The sequence below is a fragment of the Nonomuraea sp. NPDC051941 genome (genome assembly GCF_044593615.1).
In genome coordinates, this window is record NZ_JBIUCF010000006.1 from 203,103 (window position 1) to 219,186 (window position 16,084).

Sequence of the window (16,084 nt, forward strand, 5' to 3'; positions counted from 1 at the left end):
ATTGGTCTAATCCAATTTATGGCCTTCCAGAACTATAATTGGATTAGACCTCTGATGTGGCTTTGACCAGGGAAAACGAGGACTTATCCGAGGAGTGCAGTTTCATCATCAATTTCGCCGGTAGAGTCCGGGCAGAGGCGTTGATTGGAGCGTGTGGTGGCCAAGTACGTTTACGACTTCACCGAGGGCAACAGGAATCTCAAGGATCTTCTTGGCGGCAAGGGAGCGAACCTTGCCGAAATGACCAACCTCGGGCTCCCCGTTCCCCCCGGATTCACGATCACCACCGACGCCTGCCGTCACTACCTGGCGGCGGGCGTCGTACCGGACGGCCTCGAGCGGGAGGTCGCCGCGCACCTCGACGCGCTCGAGAAGCAGATGGGGCGGCGGCTCGGGCAGGCCGACGACCCGCTGCTGGTGAGCGTGCGCTCCGGGGCGAAGTTCTCCATGCCGGGCATGATGGAGACCGTTCTCAACATCGGGCTCAACGACGAGTCGGTGCACGGCCTGGCCAAGCAGGCGGGCGGCAACGACCGCTTCGCGTGGGACTCCTACCGGCGGCTCATCCAGATGTTCGGCAAGACGGTGCTCGGGATCGACGGCGACCTGTTCGAGCACGCGCTCGACGCGCTGAAGGGCAAGCGCCAGGACACCGACCTCGACGCGGGCGAGCTGCAGGGGCTCGTGGAGACGTTCAAGGGCATCGTCCACGAGCAGACCGGCAAGGACTTCCCCACCGACCCGCGCGAGCAGATGCGCCTGGCCGTCATGGCGGTCTTCGACTCCTGGAACGCTCCCCGGGCCATCCTCTACCGCCGCCAGGAACGCATCCCCGCCGACCTCGGCACCGCCGTGAACATCGTGGCCATGGTCTTCGGCAACGTCGGCAACGACTCCGGCACCGGCGTCGCCTTCACCCGCGACCCGGGGACCGGCAGGCAGGGCATCTACGGCGACTACCTGCAGAACGCCCAGGGCGAGGACGTGGTGGCCGGCATCCGCAACACGATCCCGCTGGAGGAGCTCGAGCGCATCGACAAGCGCTCGTACGACGAGCTGCTCGGGATCATGGAGACCCTCGAGAACCACTACCGGGACCTTTGCGACATCGAGTTCACGATCGAGCGGGGCAAGCTGTGGATGCTGCAGACCCGGGTCGGCAAGCGCACGGCGGCGGCCGCGTTCTGCATCGCCACCCAGCTAGTGGACCAGGGCCTGATCACGATCGACGAGGCCGTCACCCGCGTCACCGGCGACCAGCTGGCGCAGCTCATGTTCCCCCGCTTCGACGGTGGCGCGGACAAGAAGAAGATCGCCAAGGGCATGAACGCCTCGCCCGGCGCGGCCGTGGGCAAGGTCGTCTTCACCTCCGCGCGGGCCGTGGAGCTGTCGGAGCGGGGTGAGGACGTCATCCTCGTCCGCCGCGAGACCAACCCCGACGACCTGGCCGGCATGATCGCCGCCAAGGGCATCCTGACCAGCAGGGGCGGCAAGACCTCGCACGCCGCCGTGGTGGCCAGGGGCATGGGGAAGACGTGCGTGTGCGGGGCCGAGGAGCTGGAGGTCTCGACGCGCGAAGGCCGCTTCACCGCGCCCGGCGGGGTGGTGGTGTCGGAGGGCGACGTCATCTCGATCGACGGGACGTCCGGGGAGATCTACCTGGGCGAGGTGCCGGTCGTGGACTCGGCCGTGGTCGAGTACTTCGAGGGTGCCGAGCCGGAGGACGAGCTGGTCAAGGCCGTGGACCGGATCATGCGCCACGCGGACTCGGTCCGGCGGCTGGGCGTGCGGGCGAACGCGGACACCCCGGACGACGCGGCGCGGGCCCGCCGGTTCGGGGGGCAGGGGATCGGGCTGTGCCGGACGGAGCACATGTTCCTGGGCGAGCGCAGGCAGCTCGTGGAGGACCTGGTTCTGGCGTCGACGGACGAGGCCCGCCAGACGGCCCTGGACGCGCTGGAGCCGCTCCAGAAGGCCGATTTCACCGAGATATTTCGGGCTATGGACGGAAATCCCGTCACAATTCGGTTGATCGACCCGCCGCTCCACGAGTTCCTTCCCGACATCGTGGATCTGTCGGTCAAGGTCGCCACGGACGAGGCCACGGACAAGGACCGCAAGCTCCTGGCGGCGGTGAAGCGCCTCCACGAGCAGAACCCGATGCTCGGCCTCCGCGGCGTCCGCCTCGGCCTGGTGATCCCGGGCCTGTTCGCCATGCAGGTGAGGGCCATCGCCCAGGCGGCCAAGGAGGTGCCGGGCGCGCGGCCGGAGATCATGATCCCGCTGGTGGCGGCCGTACAGGAGCTGGAGTCGGTACGCGAGGAGGCGGCGAAGATCCTCGCGGAGAGCGGTGTGGAGGCCCTGATCGGCACCATGATCGAAGTCCCCCGGGCGGCCCTGACCGCGGCCCAGATCGCGGAGGCGGCGGAGTTCTTCTCCTTCGGCACCAACGACCTGACCCAGATGGCCTGGGGCTTCTCGCGGGACGACGTGGAGTCGGCGTTCTTCTCCCGCTACCTTGACCTGGGCATCTTCGGCGTATCCCCGTTCGAGACCCTGGACCGGGAGGGCGTCGGACGCCTGATCAAGATCGCGGTCGAGGAGGGCCGCTCGACCCGCCCGGACCTGCACCTGGGCATCTGCGGCGAACACGGCGGCGACCCCGACTCCGTCCACTTCTGCCACGACGTGGGCCTGGACTACGTCTCCTGCTCCCCGTTCCGCATCCCGATAGCCCGCCTGGAAGCAGGCCGCGCCGCCCTGACCGACTCAGACTCCGACACCCGCTGACCTTCACCCGCCAGCACCCACCCGCGTTACCTGGTGACCGGGTGGGCCTGCTGGATCCCGCCCCGAGCGGTCCTCGCTGACGCTCGGGCGTACCGATGGGGTCTCGAGGCTTCGCCCCGAGCCCCGGGCGAGGTGGCCTGCCGGCCCCCTCGCGCTCCCCCGGCCGTGCACCGGAGACCAGAACGCGAGCGCCGTTCTATGGCTGCGGAGGGATGATACTAAGCGGCGTGAGCCTCGAACCAGACTGATCCGAGATCATGGCCGGAGGTGAGCCGGACATCGGCGTCCAGGGCCGCGGCCAGGCGGCGTAGCAGCGCGATGGTCGGTGCCGTCCCACCTTCCTCGATGCACTCGATCTCGTCCTCGGTCATCATCGCCCGATCGGCCACCTCCACCACGCTCAAGCCGAGTGCGACGCGACGGTCGTAAAGCGCCTTGCCGAAGGCCAGCGCCTCGCGGATGGCAATGCGTTCAGGATCATCTGCCTGCTCGGAAGGACGGACCCAGCGAGTGTGGTAGCCGGACATCACGTCTGCCTTTTCAAAGGTCTGGGTCGCTGGACGCCAATGATCGCGCTCGCAGAGCTTCTGCGCTCGGACTGCTCGGTCGATCTGCCTTTGATCATGCTGCCTGGTCTTGCGGAAAACGGTGAGCAGCACGATTGTCCTGTTCGTAGTACACCAGTACGTTACCCGTGCAGCAATGCCTCGAAGCCGGACCCGCAGTTCCCATGCCTGTCCCTCCAAGTGATCTGACCACGGTCCACCGAGTTCGGGGCCCATCTCCGCCAGCATGCCTCGCGGCTTCGCCCCGGGTCCCAAGGGAGGTGGCCTGTCGGCCCCCTCGCGTTCCCCGGCCGTGGGCCACGTTTCACAAGGATGTGTCGTGGGCCGCGCAGCGATCGCCCAAGGAGCAGTTGGCCCTTTCGCGAGCCCGCGGTGCCACGGATGTCACCTGCAAGTCCTGATCGTCACGCCGGCGGCCGGGTGAGTTTGGCGGCCACGGCGTCGAGGACCCAGTCCAGGCCGGTCGCGAAGGACACCTCGGCGTCCACCTCCGTGCCGTCGTGCACGGCCTTGGACAGCGCCGGGAAGCGGCCCGTGGCCAGCATCCTCCTCACATGCGGGCCGGAGGCGCGCTGCCAGTCGCGCTTGGACAGGCCCGTGGCGCGCTCGGCCCGCAGGTTCGCGATCTCGCGCCTGAGCGCGCCGGTGAAGTAGGCGCTGACGGTCTCCACGGCGCGCATGACGGTGTCGAGGTCGGCGAGGCCGTCGAGGGCGGCCAGCGTGGCCTCGGTCACGGCGAGGGCGTTCGGGCCGAGGGTCGGGCGGCCGCCGAGCAGGTCGGCCAGCCATTCGTGGCGGAGGGTGGCCTGCCTGGTGAGGTGGGCGCGGATGCGCAGCACCTCCCGCCAGTCGCCGGGCTGCTCGTCGGGAAGGATCTCGGCGTAGACCTCGTCCACCATGAGGTCGAACAGCTCCTCTTTGGTGGAGATGTGTCCGTACAGCCGCATCGGGCCGACGTCCAGCCGGGCGGCTACCTTGCGCAACGACACCGCCTCCAGCCCGCCCTCGTCGGCCAGCGCGACGGCGGCGGCAACGATCCGCTCCCGGTCGAGCGGCGCGGGGCGAGTCGGCGGCTCCGGCCGGTCCCACACAGTCATGGGTTACATCGTACTGTTGCGATACACCGTAAAAGGTAAATACAGTATATCGCCATGAGACACCGTATCGCCGTGATTGGGGGCGGCCCTGCCGGCCTTACCTTCGCCCGCGTCCTGCACCGCCACGATCACCCCGTCACCGTCCTCGAACGCGATCCCGCCCCCGACGCCCGTCCCCCGGGCGGCATGCTGGACCTGCACGAAGGGCTGGGTCAGCTCGCGATGAGCAAGGCGGGGCTGCTGGCGGAGTTCCAAGCGCTGTCCCGTCCGGAGGGGCAGGCCATGCGCATCCTGGACACGGACGGGACCGTCCTCCGCGACTGGCAACCCCGTCCGGGGGACCTGGCCAATCCCGAGATCGACCGCGGGCAACTCCGTGACCTGCTGCTCGGCTCCCTGGACGTTCAGTGGGGGCGAGGCGTGACCGAGGTGGTGCCGGAGACCCGGGATGGCGTGCTGGTCCATTTCGCGGACGGGCGGCAGGAGACGTTCGACCTCGTGGTCGGCGCGGACGGCGCGTGGTCCCGGGTCCGCCCGGCAGTATCGCCCGCGACGCCGCACTACACCGGCATCACCTCGGTCGAGACCTCCCTGGACGACGTCGACACCCGCCACCCCGACCTCGCCCGGCTGGTCGGCGACGGTTCCATGGCTGTGTACGGCGTGAACCGCTCCCTCGTCGCCCAGCGCAACAGCGGCGGCCACGTCAAGGTGTACGCCCGGTTCCGCGCGCCGCTGGACTGGCACACGAACGTGGACCGGCATATGGGCCTGGACGCAGGCCTGGACCTGGCCGACGTCGAGGCTGTGCGATCAAGCCTGCTGGCTATGTTCGACGGCTGGGCCGCTCCCGTCCTCGACCTCCTCCGCCACGGCACCGCTTTCGTCCACCGCCCCCTCTACGTCCTGCCCGTGTCCCACACCTGGGCCCACGTCCCCGGGGTGACGCTCCTGGGCGACGCCGCCCACCTGATGCCCCCATTGGGGGCAGGCGCGAACCTCGCGATGCTGGAAGGCGCCGAACTCGCCGAGTCCGTCGTCGCCGCCCCCGGCCCCGGCGATCTGGACAAGGCCGTCCGCGCCTTCGAGGAACAGATGTGGGCACGGGCCGGCAGGTGGGCGGAGATCACGACGGCCGGTCTGGAACGCCTCGTGAGCCCGGACCCCGCCGAAGCCATCGCCCGCTGGGACCAAGTCCAGCCGTCCTGACCGCCAAGCGCGAGAGCACCAGCACCAGGTGGCCACCACCTCCTCCGACGGCCGCCGGCAGTTCGCCGTGTCCGTGACGGTGGCCATGGACGGTGACGAGCGCCTCACCGTGCCGAAGCGCGGCCCGCCTTCCTGCCACCCGGCAACAGCGGTTCCAGCATCGCCCACTGTGCGGCGGTCAAATCACCTTGACCCATACAAAGCTCATCTCGGTAGTGGACCACCCAGCTGATCCACTACCGAAACAAGCCCTTTCGCCGCTGGGTACCGGATTCACCTGGGGATCGCCACTGCCCGGACACGGATTGAGGGCAGCACGGTCGCCAGCACCGCGAGCATCGAACAGAGGGCGATCACCCCGATGACCGGTTGCCAGGGCACGTCGATCGTCACGGGGCCGGCCAGTTGCAGCAGCGCGGCGTACAGTCCGAGCAGACCGAGCGCGGTGGCGAGGGCGGCGAGGAGCACGCCGACCGCCACGACCAGCAGCGCCTCGGCCACGACGTATCGCAGGACCTGCCCCTTGGTGGCGCCGAGCAGGCGTAGCGCTCCGTGCTCGCCCGCCCGGTCGGGGGCCGCCATGAGCAGGGTGTTGACCTGCGCGATCACGGTGTAGCTCAGCATGATGCCGAGCACGGCCAGCAGGCCGAGACGGCTGGCTGAGGCGGCGCGGCCGGTGACGGTCCCGGCCCAGGCGGCCTTGGTTACGGAACGGGCGTTGTGCCCCTCTACGGCCTGCTCCAGCGCCTTGGCGGCGGAGGTGCCGGGACGCAGCTTCACGTAGGCGAGCGAGGGCAGGGTGGACAGCGCGTGCGCCGGGGTGACGTACGCGTCCGCGGTGGAGTCGGCGCCGAGCAGTGCGACGACCGTCAGGGACACCTGGCTGCCGTCGGCCCGCCACAGCCGCACCCGCTGGCCCAGGTTCACCTCCCAGGTGGGGGAGACGGCGATCGTGTCGTCGCGCAGCTCCGCGAGCGATCCGGCGGTCACGGGCACCGACAGGGCGGTCGTGAGCGTGGCCGGGTTCACGGCCTCGGCGGGCCGCTGGATGAGCTGGGTCCCGGCGCCTTCGAGAGTGTAGAGGCTGGTCGGGGTCACGGTAGTGACGTCGGCGCCGGGGACGGCGCGCAGGCGTTCGGTGAGTTGCCGATCCAGCCCGGCCGTGCCGGACGGCAGCACCAGGTAGTCGGCGCGTACGGGGTCAATCCGCATCGCGGCCTTGGTGGCGTCGGTCATCGCCGCGGCGCCGAGCAGGGTGGCGGCCAGCGCGACAGTCATCAGGACCGGCGCGGCCGTGGCGGCGGTACGCCTCGTGGAGGCGACAGCGCCGGCGGGGACCACGAGAGCGCCCGCGCCGCGCAGCCGTCCGAGCGGGGCGGCGAGCAGGTTCGCGACCGGGCGGACGAAGACCGGGGCGAGCAGCCCGGCGGCGGCGATGAGCAGCATGACGATGGGCATGAAGGTCTTGTTGTTGGTCGCGCCCGACGGGTCGCTGACGGCGTTGACGGCCATGCTGATGACGGCGGTGGCGAGCAGGCCGCCGCCGGCGATCCAGCGCCCGGGCGTCATGGCCCGCGGTTCCACCGCCGCCTGCCGCAGCGCCTCCGCGGGCCGCACCCGGCCCGCCCGCCAGGCGGCCACGACCACGCCGAGCACGGCGACCAGCACTCCCGTGCCGAAGGCCACGTACGAAGGCACCGGGGAGGTGGAGGGCACCAGCCAGGCGGGCGCCATGCCGAGGGAGCTCAGCAGGTCCAGGATCGGCCGGGTGGCGAGGGGGCCGGTCAGCGCGCCGAGCGCGGAGGCGGCGATCGCGACCAGGAGTGCCTCGCCGTACACCATGCGCCTGACCTGGCCGGTGGTCGCGCCCACGGTGCGGAGCAGGGCGAACTCTCGCTGCCGCTGCCCGACCGCGAAGGCGAAGGTGGAGGAGACCACGAACACGGCGATGAACCCGGCGAAACCCGCGGCGATGCCGGCGATCGTGTTGGCGTTGTTGCGGGCCTGCTCGTCGCTCTTGCGGGACGGGTCGAGCAGCGCCCGCTCCTGGCCGGTCAGCACCTTGACCTCGGTCGAGATCGCGGGGGTCCCGTTCTGACGCGATGCCGCCCCGGATGTGATGGCCTGGCCCGGGGTGGGCCGGCCCGAGGTGGCCCGGTCCCCAGTGGTCTGGCCCAGCTTGGTCCGGCCCGCGGTCGACTGGCCCAGAGCGGCGCGGACCTCGGCGGCGGGGCGCCACACGGCCAGCGCGTCGATCCGCGGTGACAGCCGGGCGGCCCGCTCGTCGGTGAAGAACACGGTCGGCTGCGGCCCCGCCGAGGCGATCCCCACCACCCGGTACGACCGGGTCCCCGCCGCGGTCACCACCTGAACCCGCCGCCCGACCTGGGCGCCGGCGGTGACGACGATCTCGTCGTCCGCGGCGGGCGCCCGTCCCGACGACAGCCGCTGCGGCGCCGTACGGGCGGCGGACCAGGGACGGCCGACGGCGGGCGGGCCACCGGCGAGCTGCGCGGCGAAGATGCGATCCACCACGGCCCCGGGCATGCGCCCGGCCAGCTCGGGAGCCAGCCCGCGCGGCTCGGCCAGCGGCGCGCCACTCTCCCCGAACGGGCTCCGAACGGTGAGCCGTTCGTCGGGCACCACCACGACGGGCGCGGCGGCGTACCGCTGTGGCCCTCGGTCGGGCGAGGAGATGCTGGAGGCCAGCACCTGGCCGAGCGCGGCCATGAGGGCCGCGCCGAACGCCAGGGCGACGAACGTGCCGGCAAAGGACGACCACCGGACGCGCAGCGTGGACCAGGCGATCCTCAGCACGACGCCTCCAGCTGCAGCATCCGGGTCGCGACCTGCTCGGCGCTCGGGTCATGGAGCTCCCCGTAGACCCGGCCGTCGGCCAGGAACACCACACGGTCGGCGTGGGCGGCGGCCACCGGGTCGTGGGTGACCATGATGATGGTCTGTGCCTGCCGGTCGACGAGTTCGCGCAGCAGCCGGAGCACCTCGCGGCTGGTGTTGGCGTCCAGGGCGCCGGTGGGCTCGTCGGCGAACAGCACCGCCGGCCGGGTGACCAGAGCGCGGGCGATGGCGACGCGCTGCTGCTGGCCGCCGGACATCTCGGCGGGCCGGTGGTCGACGCGCCCGGCCAGGCCCACCGCGGTCAGGCTCTGGCGCACCTGCTGGGAGTCGGGGCGGCGGCCGGCCAGGCGCAGCGGGAGGGCGACGTTCTGGGCGGCGGTGAGCGACGGCAGCAGGTTGAAGGACTGGAAGACGAACCCGATCCGGTCGCGCCGCAGCAGCGTCAGCTTCTTGTCGCTGAGCGTCGCCAGGTCCCGGCCGTCCACCGTCACCCGCCCCGAACTCGGCCGGTCGAGCCCCGCGGCGCACTGCAGCAACGTCGACTTGCCCGACCCCGACGGTCCCATCACGGCGGTGAACGTGCCGGCGGAGAAGCCGATCGACACGTCGTCGAGCGCCGTGACGCCGTGTGCGTAGTGTTTGGTGACCGAGCTGAGGTCGACCGCTTGCGTGGAATTCATGACGGTGACGCTATGAAGGCCGAGACCTGGGCGGTACCGGATGAATGACTAGGATTCGTCCCATGCTTCGGGGGCGGGAGTCTGAACAGCAGGCCATTGACGTGCTGCTCGACCAGGCTCGCGCCGGACGCTCCGGCGTGCTGGTGCTCGGGGGCGAGCCGGGGATCGGCAAGACCGCCCTCCTGACCTACGCCGGGGAACGCGCCCAGGACATGCGGGTGCTGCGCGGCCTGGGCGTCGAGACCGAGGCCGACATCCCGTACGCCTCGCTCCACCTGCTCCTGCGCGGCGCGCTCGGCCACCTTGAGTCGCTGCCCGAGCCCCAGGCGGCGGCGCTGGAGGGCGCCCTGGGCCTGGCGCCCGCGCGGGCCGACGACCGGTTCCACGTCGGCGTGGCCGTGCTGTCGCTGCTGGCGGAGCTGGCCGAGGAGGAGCCGCTGCTGTGCCTGGTCGACGACGCGCACTGGCTGGATCAGGCTTCGGCGGGTGTGTTGCGCTTCGCCGCGCACCGGCTGCACGCGGAGGGCGTCGTGATGCTGTTCGGCGCGCGCGACGGCTTCGACCCCGGGAGCCTGCCCGGACGGCGGCTCGGCGGCCTGGACGACCGTAGCGCCGCGCAGGTGCTCGCGGACGCCGCGCCCGGCCTCACCGGCTCAACCCGCCTGAAGATCCTCAAGGAGAGCGCGGGCAACCCGCTCGCCCTGCTCGAACTGCCGCGCACCGCCGACCTGCCGTTCTACGACCACAGTCCGCTGCCGCTGCCGGAACGCCTCCGGCTGGCCTACGCCGCCCGCGTCGGCCGCCTGCCCCAAGCCGCCCGGACCGCGCTCCTGATCACCGCGCTGGCGGACGACGGGGACCTGAACGTGATCACGAAAGCCTGCGCCGCGCTCGGCATCGAACCCGCCGCTTTGGGCGCGGCCGAGCGCGCGGAGCTGGTCACGATCGCCGGCCGGCAGGTGCGCTTCGCCCATCCGCTCATGCGCGCGGCGGTCTTCCAGCTCAGCACGTACGACCTGCGCCTGGCGGTGCACCGGACCCTGGCCGGTCTGCTGGCCGATCGGCCCGACCGGCGGGCCTGGCACCTGGCAGCCGCCGCGACGGGTCCCGACGAGGCGGCCGCGCGAGCGCTGGAGGACATGGCCCGCCGAGCCGGGGACCGCGGCGCGAGCGTCAGCGCCTGCACCGCGTTCGAGCGGGCGGCCGAGCTGAGCCAGGACAACGAGCTCAAGGGGCGCCGGCTGCTCTCGGCCGCCGTGCACGCCACTGAGGCGGGCCAGTCGCAGCGGGCCCAGCGGCTGGTCGAGGCCGCCACCGCGCTCGTGCCGGCCACGTCGGCCCGCACCACGCTCCCCAAGCTGCGGGCCAGGATCGCCCTCGACCAGGGCGCCCCTCACCTGGCCCACGACCTGCTGCTCAAGGGCGCCGCGGACGTGGCTGGCGACGACCGCGCCGCCGCGGGCCTGATGCTGGTCGAGGCGGCCCGCAATGCCAACCGGTTCGGCGACGCCGGCAGGCTCGTCGAGGCCGCCGACCGGCTGCGGGAGCTGGACCTGCGCCCGGAGGACGACCTCGACCTCGCCAGACAGGCCGCCCTGGGAACGGCGCTGCTGCTGACAGAAGGCCCCGCCGCCGCCCTGCCGATCATGCGGGAGCTCGTGTCCAAGGGCAGCCGGATCACCCCGGAAATGCATTCACGCCGGATCAACGCCTCCTACTTCGCCCTCCAGACCGGTGACTTCCAGGCCGCGTGGGAGATCGCCCGCGCCGCCGCCGACGAATGCCGCACCAGCGGCGAGCTCGGCAAGCTGGCCGTCCTCCACATCACGCTCGCCACCAGCGAGATCTTCCTCGGCAGGTTCACGGACGCGACGGCCACCGCGACCGAGGGCCTGCATCTGACCGCCGAGACCGGCCGGCCGAGCAGGGCCGGCTGCATGCGGGGCATGCTCGCCTGGATCGCCGCCGCCCGGGGCGACGCGGACCGGTGCGCCGAGCTGGCCGCCGCCGCGCACCAGCAGTACGACGCCAACGGCATCGTCAACGGCCTGGCCTGGGCCCAGTGGGCGCAGGCCCTGCTCGATCTGGGCCGGGGCCGCCACGCCGTGGCTCTGGACCGGCTGGAGACGGCCCTGGCCGGGCCGGCACGCCACCAGTTCCAGACCGTCCACTTCGCCCCCGACCAGATCGAGGCTGCGGCCCGGCTCAGCCTGCCCGCCGACCGGCCGCTGCGCCGCTACGAGGCATGGGCGGAGGCATCCGGCCAGACCTGGGCGCAGGCCGTACTGCACCGCTGCCGGGCCCTGCTCGAACCCGACGGGGAACGAGCGCACGACCATTTCCGCTCCGCCGTACGACTGCACGCCGGCGGCGGCCACCCCTGGGAGTCGGCGCGCACCGCGCTGGTCTACGGCGAGCGCCTGCGCAGGGACCGGCACAAGAGCGCGGCTCGCGCGCAACTGCGCGCCGCGCTCGAGACCTTCCAGCGCCTGGGCGCGCGGCCTTGGGCGGAACGCGCAGGCCACGAACTGCGTGCCGCCGGCGACACCGGTCTCGTCGCCGCCGGGGCCGATGCGTTGTCGGCGCTCTCCCCGCAGGAGCTGCAGATCGTTCGCCTGGCCGCGGCCGGGCGCACCAACAAGGAGATCGGTGCGCAGCTCTTCCTCAGCCCCAAGACCGTCAGCTATCACCTGTACCGGGCCTTTCCCAAGCTCAACGTGACCAGCCGGGCCCAGCTCGCCGGGCTCGACCTGGCGTGAGCGGCTCTAGAGGGCTCTAGAGGGTGATGTCCTCGCCCTGTTCGAGGGCGGAGTCCCCCTTGGTGCGCGGCCAGACGACCTTCGGCATGGGGCGCCCGCCGGTCGTGGTTGACGACCGTGTGGCCGGCCGCGAGCAGCTCGGCCAGTGCCGTGTGGATGCCCCGGGCACAGGATGCGCCGCTCACCAGGACGACCGGGCTGCCCGAGCCCGTCCGGTCGAAAGCGATCGCGGTGCCGTCGGCGGAACGTGTCGTGTGCATGGTCTCAGCCCTTCTCATTGCCCCGTTCTCGTCCCAAGCGCGACCCGGGCCTCGAACGGGAGCGCGGGATGACAGCACGTGAACATCAGCCGTAGCCGATCGTCCCCGAGCTCCGGATCGGCCGCGGGCGGGACGGGGCGGGCGGCCGGCTCCCGCAGTTTGGCGGTGCCCACGGCGGCGCGGCGGAGCCGGTCGATCGCCTTGTTGCGGGCGGTCGTGGTGAGCCAGGCGCCCGGTCCCGGTGGGATCCCGTCCGCCGGCCACCGCTGGAGCCCTTGCGCGAAGGCGTCCTGCGCGCACTCCTCTCGTATTCGTCAGCGAGTCAGCGCGGTGCCCAGGCGGCGGATCACCTCGGCCTCGCCGGGGTCGGCGTCGTCGCCGGACGGCGCGTGCTCGGTGATGGCCGCCCCGACGACGTCGTCCACCTGGGAGACGAGGTCGATCAGCCGCTGTGGCCGCACGCCGTCCGGCTCCGGGTAGCAGGTCGAGCCGAAGGCGGTGGGCTCCAGGACGTCGAGGTCGACGTGTACGTACACGGGGCCCCGCAGATCGTCGAGCACGCGCTCCAGGTCCGTCACGCCGTACCTGCGCAGGCCGGTCTTCTCGAGGTACTCGTGCTCGGACACGTCGCCCGCCCGCTCCCCGGCGATGATCACCTGGTGCGGTCGCAGCGGACGCTCCGCCGTGAGGCCGGTCGGGCCGTCCCCGAGCAGCGCGCGCACCACCATCCCGTGGAAGGCGCCCGACGGCAGGGTCTGCGGGCTGTAGACGTCCGGGTGCGCGTCGATCCACAGCACCGTCAGAGCGTCCCCGTAGCGGGCGTGGGCGGCGTCGATCGGCGCGATGTCGACCGCGCAGTCGCCGCCGACGGTGATCACCCGGTCGTCGATGCCGGCCAGTGCCTCGCGCGTCAGCCGCTGGTTCTCCACGAGCACGTCGTACGCGCGAACCCCGGCGGCCCTGTCCCCGTCGGTCTCGAGCACCGGCACGGTCACCACCGCGTCGGCCGGGACGAGCGCGGCGGCGCGGCGGGCCCCGGCCATCAACCGCGGCGCGCTGCCGGACGCCGAGCCTTGCCATTGCGGTACGCAGAGCACAGTGGTCATGCGGCGACGATACGGGGCGCCCGGATCACAGGGCCAGCTCGTTTCATGGGGTCTCCAGGAGGTCCAGGTCCGGGGGGACGAGGGTGGTCGACTCCATCAGGCCCCTGAGGAGGTTGTGCAGGAGGTTGTTGTCGTACGGACGGCCTTCCGACCGGTCGTGGCGCAGCGGGTACGGGAAGCCGGCGGCGTGGAGGCGGTGCCGCACGGCCTCGATCCGGTCCTCGACGATGCCCGCCCGCCATTTCTCCCCGGGCCGCAGGTGGGCCAGCCGGGCCGCGGCCTGGTTGTACGTCAACGGGCGCGGAGCCTCCTCGTACAGCAGGTAGCGCTCGCCCAGCACCACCAGGAGCAGGCGTTCCGTCTCGCTGAGGCCCCAGATCTTCGGCGGGGCGGTCGCGGCCGCGTGGAGGTCGGCCTGGGTGTCGCCGTAGGCGCCCGTGACGTAGAGCTCCACCAGGTGCTGGCGGTAGCCGGAGCCCCTGATGAACAGCGGGGTGTAGCCCGGCGCCAGCGGCACGGGGTCGGTGGAGCTGTGCATCAGCCGGCCGCGCGGCAGGCGGACGAGCTGCTGGCCCAGGTTGCGCAGCCACCACCGGCTGTCCTCGTACGTCACCTCGGCGTGCAGGCGGCTCACCGACTGGTCGTCCGCGCCCACCCGCAGATCGACGTTCGGGCGCTGGTCGCGGCCGAAGCGGACATGACGGCCCGGGCGTGGCGCGACCCTGATGCCGCCCATGATGGTGCGGGCGTGCAGCGTGCCCGGGACGGCCGGGTCCACGCCGTGGGCGAGGCTGTGGGGAGCGCTCATCTGTCCGCCTCCTCGGTGCGTGTCGGACGCAGCCGTATGGTGCCCCAACCTCTCCGGGACCCTCCCCGGGAGCGTGACGTCAGGTGCCGCGCAGCTCGGCGGTGGCCGAGCGGGCGAGCGCGGTGGCCATCCCGCACAGCCGGTCCATGGGGCGCGAGCCGCCGACCACGAGGAGTACCTCCTCGACCGCCGTCCGGCCGTCCTGATCGGTGTACGGGCGGAACACCACCTCGAGCTCGCAGGTCCGCTCCTCCCGGTCCGGCCGGACGAAGGCACGGTAGCCGTTGATCCGGGTGGCCGTCCCGTCCTCGGCGGTGGGCGGCTGGTCGCGGTCGAAGTCCAGGTCCACCCAGGTGTCACTGGTGGTGCTGTCCCACTCGCAGTCCCACCCGCCGAACCCGACGTCCGGGCCGGCGGCGTCGATGCCCGGGACGGCCTCCAGGGCCTTGCCGGACAGCAGCGAGCAGGCGTCCCGCTGCGCCAGCGACGTGGCGGGGAGCGGCGGGGTACGGCGTTCGAGCGGGCCCCGGCCGAGCGTCCGCGCCGCGACGGTGGCGGCGGCGTCGGCGATCTCGCAGAGCCCGGCCTTGCCCTCGTCGCCCTCCCACTTGGCCCGGACTTTCACGATGACGTCGTCCACGCCGGGCAGGACGAGCGTCCGCGAGCACTCGTCGCTCTCGGCGGGGTCGTCGGCCACCGTGATCCCGCCCACGGTCCGCGCGGCCCCGAGCTGCTCGGGAGGCGGGTCGTGGTTGAGGTCCACCACGACGTCCACGACTCCGCCGCCCGGCGGGGACACTCTGACGTCGCACCGGTCGAAGTTCCCGTAGTCGCGGTCGAGCTCGGTCTTCCCGAACCGGTCGAGCGCGGTGGCGTCGGTCATGGCGCAGGGGTCGGCCGTGCGGGGGTCGCCGATCAGGAGGTCCCCCGCCTGCGCGGGGGTGGCGGGGGCCACCGAGGCTCTGGGCGGCGGTGTGCCGCGTTCTCCGAGGACGGACACGGCGGCGATCAGCACCGCCGCGGCGGCCACCGCCGCCACGAGGAGCGGAAACCGTCGCCGTGCAGGGACCGGCGGCGGCGTTCCGGTGATCTCGGCCAGCCGTTTCCGTACGTCCTCGATCTCCGGCCGCTCCCGGAGGTCCAGCCGCAGCATCTCCCGCAGCAGCCCGTCCAGCGGTCCCACGTCCGCCGTCAGCGAGACGTCCGAATGCGCGGCCCGCCACGCCACGATGTCGGCGTCCGACTCCGTGTCGCCGGCTCCCCGGCGCGGCGGACGCCCGGCGACCAGCGCGTAGAGGGTGGCCCCGAGGGAGAACACGTCGGACCTGGGGTCGGGCTGCCCCCTGATGACCTCGGGGGCGGCGTAGGCGACGGTGTAGCTGATGGCGCCGTTCGAGGTGATCGTGTCGCGGCCCCCGACCCGGTACGCGGCGCCGAAGTCGGCGAGCTTCACGACGCCGTCATCGGCGGCGACGATGTTGGCCGGTTTCACGTCGAGATGCACGATGCGCTCGGCGTGCATGGCGGCCAGCGCGTCCGCGATCTGCGCGCCGACCTGCGCCGCCCGCTCCGGCGACATGGTCCGGCCGTCCAGGCTCCCGCCGGGCACGTGCTCCATCACGAGCCAGAACGTGCCCGTCTCCGGGTCGTCCACCGTGTCGTGCAGGGTGACCACATGCCGGTGGTTGAACGCGGCCAGGGCCCGCGCCTCGGCGCGTAACCGGCTGGATCCGGGGTTGTCGGCCAGCAGGCGTTTGACCACGACCTCCCGGTTGAGGCCCAGGTCCAGGGCCAGCCAGACCTCGGTCGCGGCGCCGCCGCCCAGGCAGGTGACCAGCTGGTAACGCCCGCCGATCGCCGTGCTCCCGGGCACCCCGATCCCCCCTCGCCGGTGTTTGGCGCGATGGTTCCGAATTTACTGGGTGATCGGGGAGATACGCAGCGTTTTGG

Annotated in this window: 11 protein-coding genes; 3 read left to right on the plus strand and 8 right to left on the minus strand. The window is 72.1% G+C overall.

What is annotated here, in order from left to right:
• Positions 1 to 156: 156 nt before the first annotated feature.
• On the plus strand, positions 157 to 2,790 hold the full coding sequence (gene ppdK / locus ACIHFD_RS13780; protein WP_397367120.1) for a pyruvate, phosphate dikinase: 2,634 nt from the start codon (positions 157 to 159) through the stop codon (positions 2,788 to 2,790).
• Positions 2,791 to 3,008: 218 nt separating this feature from the next.
• Here the strand turns inward: ppdK and ACIHFD_RS13785 are convergent, their stop codons facing one another.
• Together ACIHFD_RS13785 and ACIHFD_RS13790 are read right to left on the minus strand one after the other, a co-directional pair.
• Positions 3,009 to 3,584 (minus strand): type II toxin-antitoxin system RelE/ParE family toxin, encoded by a 576-nt coding sequence (locus ACIHFD_RS13785; RefSeq protein WP_397367121.1) that lies wholly within the window; start codon positions 3,582 to 3,584, stop codon positions 3,009 to 3,011.
• A gap of 176 nt (positions 3,585 to 3,760) precedes the next feature.
• Positions 3,761 to 4,453, minus strand: coding sequence for a TetR/AcrR family transcriptional regulator (locus ACIHFD_RS13790; RefSeq protein WP_397367122.1), 693 nt, complete (start codon positions 4,451 to 4,453; stop codon positions 3,761 to 3,763).
• 54 nt (positions 4,454 to 4,507) lie between these two features.
• Between ACIHFD_RS13790 and ACIHFD_RS13795 the strand changes: the two genes are divergently transcribed.
• On the plus strand, positions 4,508 to 5,662 hold the full coding sequence (locus ACIHFD_RS13795) for an FAD-dependent oxidoreductase (RefSeq protein ID WP_397367123.1): 1,155 nt from the start codon (positions 4,508 to 4,510) through the stop codon (positions 5,660 to 5,662).
• A 273-nt stretch (positions 5,663 to 5,935) separates the two neighbouring features.
• On the opposite strand, the gene ACIHFD_RS13800 is transcribed toward ACIHFD_RS13795, so the two are convergent.
• Together ACIHFD_RS13800 and ACIHFD_RS13805 are read right to left on the minus strand one after the other, a co-directional pair.
• The gene (locus ACIHFD_RS13800; RefSeq protein WP_397367124.1) at positions 5,936 to 8,479 is read right to left on the minus strand and encodes an FtsX-like permease family protein; all 2,544 of its coding nucleotides are present in this window, start codon (positions 8,477 to 8,479) and stop codon (positions 5,936 to 5,938) included.
• Positions 8,473 to 9,201, minus strand: coding sequence for an ABC transporter ATP-binding protein (locus tag ACIHFD_RS13805; RefSeq protein ID WP_397367125.1), 729 nt, complete (start codon positions 9,199 to 9,201; stop codon positions 8,473 to 8,475). The genes ACIHFD_RS13800 and ACIHFD_RS13805 overlap by 7 nt, the downstream gene beginning before the upstream one ends.
• Before the next feature lie 62 nt (positions 9,202 to 9,263).
• Here ACIHFD_RS13805 and ACIHFD_RS13810 point away from each other — a divergent pair, with 62 nt between their 5' ends.
• Positions 9,264 to 11,960: an AAA family ATPase gene (locus ACIHFD_RS13810; protein WP_397367126.1), complete on the plus strand. Its 2,697-nt coding sequence runs from the start codon at positions 9,264 to 9,266 to the stop codon at positions 11,958 to 11,960.
• Between the two features lie 274 nt (positions 11,961 to 12,234).
• Here the strand turns inward: ACIHFD_RS13810 and ACIHFD_RS13815 are convergent, their stop codons facing one another.
• The 4 genes from ACIHFD_RS13815 to ACIHFD_RS13830 form a co-directional block, all read right to left on the minus strand.
• A complete protein-coding gene (locus ACIHFD_RS13815; RefSeq protein ID WP_397367213.1) occupies positions 12,235 to 12,531 on the minus strand; it encodes a sigma factor in 297 nt (98 codons plus the stop codon).
• A gap of 3 nt (positions 12,532 to 12,534) precedes the next feature.
• On the minus strand, positions 12,535 to 13,326 hold the full coding sequence (locus tag ACIHFD_RS13820) for an arginase family protein (RefSeq protein ID WP_397367127.1): 792 nt from the start codon (positions 13,324 to 13,326) through the stop codon (positions 12,535 to 12,537).
• Positions 13,327 to 13,369: 43 nt separating this feature from the next.
• On the minus strand, positions 13,370 to 14,134 hold the full coding sequence (locus ACIHFD_RS13825) for an FHA domain-containing protein (RefSeq protein WP_397367128.1): 765 nt from the start codon (positions 14,132 to 14,134) through the stop codon (positions 13,370 to 13,372).
• Positions 14,135 to 14,213: 79 nt separating this feature from the next.
• Positions 14,214 to 16,007, minus strand: a complete 1,794-nt coding sequence (locus ACIHFD_RS13830) for a protein kinase (protein ID WP_397367129.1) — start codon at positions 16,005 to 16,007, stop codon at positions 14,214 to 14,216.
• Positions 16,008 to 16,084 lie beyond the last annotated feature (77 nt).